This is a genomic window from Chamaesiphon sp., from assembly GCF_041738855.1.
Lineage (GTDB): Bacteria > Cyanobacteriota > Cyanobacteriia > Cyanobacteriales > Chamaesiphonaceae > Chamaesiphon.
Genome location: NZ_JBGSPA010000106.1, coordinates 1 through 3255, shown reverse-complemented (window position 1 = coordinate 3255; position 3255 = coordinate 1). Strand labels below are relative to the sequence as shown.

The following is a 3255-nucleotide window of genomic DNA, read 5'->3' as shown; positions in this document are numbered from 1 at the left end:
TTAAATCAATGTTTTTTCAACTATTAATGATATTGATGGTGGATTTTAATGTGCCAAAAATTGAAAAAATTCTGCTGTTAGCCTAAAAGTGTTGAAATGCCTGAGTTTGAGGAGACAAAACTTCATCGAACTCAGGTTTTTGGGATTTAGATCGCTTCAAGATTCACCACCAAGGGAGCGCACCCTAGATCTTTAGCAAAAAAATTGGCGATCGATACCACTACAATTATTCAATATTCACTTAGTATAAAAACACTTTATTATATTAAAATACTAAATTGGGTAGTAACTATATATATAATTAGCTACTAACTCAAAATCAATAAGATTGGCACGATCGATCCTAATGCTGTTGTTGGTGATGGGCTATTGGTTGTGACTGGCGATCGACTGCGGTTGCTGTAGTGAAATTGGGTGAAAGAGATCGTGAATTTGGCGACTTAAAATCTGCTTGACTTTTTCATGATTACAGCATATTTTAATTGCAGATATGCTTCTTCCCCCTTTTCTCTTTTACAGGTAGACTACTACAAACATGAACAATCTTTTGTCGATCGGCAGCATCGCTGTCGGTTCTGTTGCCTTAGCTGTGAATCTACTGCAAGTGCAGCAGGCACAAGCAGTATCATTCATCCAGAATGGTGGCTTCGCGCCCAGCAACACAGCACAAACTCAGTCTGTGTACCTAGGCAATTTTCTTAAAGCTGGACAGACCACCCAGTTTACGATCCCAAATTGGACGACCAATGGCTATAACTTCCTAGTGCCAGATGGTACGGCATTCTCAACGAATCTGGACGGGTTGGGATATTCTGCCGATGGTAACTTGAGTCTTTATGCTAGCTCTGGACAAAGCGTTATTGCTCCTGGCGGATCGGGCTGGTACATCGCCGCAGATAGTGCTTACAAGCAAGGTCCTATCAGTCAAACTTTGACTGGACTCACCATCGGTAGTAACTATGATGTGACTTTTTTCCAGGCAACCGGACAGCAAACTGGTTACGAGGGCGATACTACCGACCAATGGGCGGTGAATCTGGGGGGTACTTTCAACAGTGCCAGCTATATACCGCCGAATACTAATGCGTTTACAGGCGGAGTCACCAAGTTCTCAACTGTGATGAGTGCGTCTAGTAAGGCTCCTGTCTCTGGTTGGACACCACAAAAGTTGACATTCACGGCAACTGCTACCAGTCAAGTGCTCAATTTCTTGGCAGAAGGTACTCCAGTTGGACAGCCACCGTTTGCGCTGTTGGCTGGTGTTGACGTTACTCCTGCTCCTGTCCCCGAGCCACTGACCATCATGGGTACTTTGTTTGGTTTGGGTGTCACTGCTCGGTTGCGATCGAAACTAGCCAAAAAGAAGTAGACGCGACTACCTTTGGGCGTGGCTACGCCAAAGATGCCGTTCCGAGCGGTTTCAATGGATGAAATACTACTCATCCACTGCATCAGGAGTGCTATTTTTATGGCACTCCTTATCTTTAAATAAATATTTTTATTCTCAGTATTGACACGTTATTACACATGCAGCAACATCTCCCGTCATTGGCATTAGATGTCTTTAGGTTGTGTATCTGGTTGGTACTACTAGCGATCGTTTTTATCCCGCTAGAACGGCTCTGTGCCCAACACCAACAGCCGATTTTTCGCAAAGGATTGATGACCGATCTGGGCTATTATTTTCTCAACAGTATTGTGCCCAAGTTCTTGCTAATTGTGCCGATGTCGATCGTCGCCTGGAGCATTCATCACTATCTCCCCAGCGGCATGTACGCATCGGTAGCGGCTCTACCAGTGCGGGTGCGGTTTGTACTCGCGATCGTCGTGGGCGAATTTGGGGCATATTGGGGTCATCGCTGGTCGCATGAGATCCCCTTGCTGTGGCGATTTCATGCGGTTCACCACAGTGCCCAGGAGATGGACTGGCTCGTCAATACCCGCGCGCATCCGCTCGATATGTTTTTTACCAGATGCTGCGGTCTGCTACCCATTTATCTACTGGGCTTGGCGCAGCCGATGGGAACGACGGTGGATTTGGTGCCGTTAGTATACGCGATCGTCGGTACTGTCTGGAGCTTTTTTGTCCATGCCAATCTGTCCTGGCGGTTTGGGCTACTAGAGCAGGTGGTGGCGACTCCGGCTTTTCACCATTGGCATCACACCAATGATGGCGCGGAGTATATCAACAAAAACTATGCGGCGATTTTGCCGTTGATGGATATCCTGTTTGGGACAATATATCTACCCACGCAGCGATGGCCCAAGCAATACGGTATCGAGGAACAGATCGCTCCAGATTTTGGCGGGCAATTGTTACAACCGTTCGCTGGAAAACTCACCAAGTTCAAGAACTAGCGATGTTAGATCCCCGACTTCTCGAAGAAGTCGGGGATCTTTCTAACCAATCTCTACCTTTTGTCCGATCGGATCTCTAACTTATGAAAGATGTAAGCCTATCCGAGTTTGCATAAAATCGTTGATAGTTATCAAACGCACGATCGTTAAGACCGTTCAGGAAACAGCTATGACAGAAGAAACTTTGAGACAAGACTCACCGGAGACTCCAGAGAAGACATTGGCAAATGCGGAGGGACGCAGCAGGAAGATCCCAGAGACCGATTCGACCGAGATTGAAGACCCCAGAGCGATGTTTGCCGATCGCGATCGGTCATTTTTAGAGTATGTGATGGTTGAAGGTGGTTTTGCCGACCCTTATGACGCCAGAGACTTTACAGAGGTCGTGTTTCGGATCATGCGGGACTTAATGACGACCGAAGCCGCAGATCGAGTCGCTGACGAACTCCACGAGGAAATGCTGCCTACCAATGAAAAGGCACTGCAAATGGAAGTCACCGATCTGTGGAAAGATACCAATCCCATTGTGGGCTTTCTGAGCCGAGTACGTCCACCTTGGCAAGGCCCAGGCATCTTTAAGATCGATTCCTCTCGCTTTTTCTTCCGCGCTGCCAATGAAAGCGGACTGGAAAGAATGCCAGAAGATAAGGATAAAGAGCGCAAGCAAGCTGTCAAAGCTGTATTCACAGCAACAAAGCGGGAACTATCTCCAGAGCGGATTGCTGAAGTTGCTAGTTGGTTGCCAACAGATGGCGTCCGCGAACTTTGGGATGAAGCATAGGGATCGTCAAAGGCTAGAGACTAGAGTCTCTGCTCATGATGCAAAGTCCGCCTACGCGGACCAATATGTCAGTCCGCGTAACGGCGCGCGATCTGGAGGTTCCCTCCAGATCGCGC

At 47.4% G+C, this 3255-nt stretch carries 3 protein-coding genes; all 3 read left to right on the top strand.

The window, feature by feature from the left end; translation table 11 throughout:
• Nucleotides 1–535 precede the first annotated feature (535 nt).
• Nucleotides 536–1369 (top strand): PEP-CTERM sorting domain-containing protein, encoded by an 834-nt coding sequence (locus ACEW9I_RS09940; protein ID WP_373540187.1) that lies wholly within the window; start codon nucleotides 536–538, stop codon nucleotides 1367–1369.
• Nucleotides 1370–1527: 158 nt separating this feature from the next.
• Nucleotides 1528–2358 carry a sterol desaturase family protein gene (locus ACEW9I_RS09935; RefSeq protein ID WP_373540186.1) on the top strand — a complete coding sequence of 277 codons (831 nt, stop codon included), beginning with the start codon at nucleotides 1528–1530 and terminating at the stop codon, nucleotides 2356–2358.
• A 169-nt stretch (nucleotides 2359–2527) separates the two neighbouring features.
• A complete protein-coding gene (locus tag ACEW9I_RS09930; RefSeq protein ID WP_373540185.1) occupies nucleotides 2528–3139 on the top strand; it encodes a DUF2267 domain-containing protein in 612 nt (203 codons plus the stop codon).
• The last annotated feature ends 116 nt before the right edge of the window (nucleotides 3140–3255 follow it).

What these genes read in the sequence shown, in the direction of transcription:
- ACEW9I_RS09940 (WP_373540187.1), top strand. Translation starts at nt 536, where the DNA reads ATGAACAATCTTTTGTCGATCGGCAGCATCGCTGTCGGTTCTGTTGCC.
- ACEW9I_RS09935 (WP_373540186.1), top strand. Translation starts at nt 1,528, where the DNA reads ATGCAGCAACATCTCCCGTCATTGGCATTAGATGTCTTTAGGTTGTGT.
- ACEW9I_RS09930 (WP_373540185.1), top strand. Translation starts at nt 2,528, where the DNA reads ATGACAGAAGAAACTTTGAGACAAGACTCACCGGAGACTCCAGAGAAG.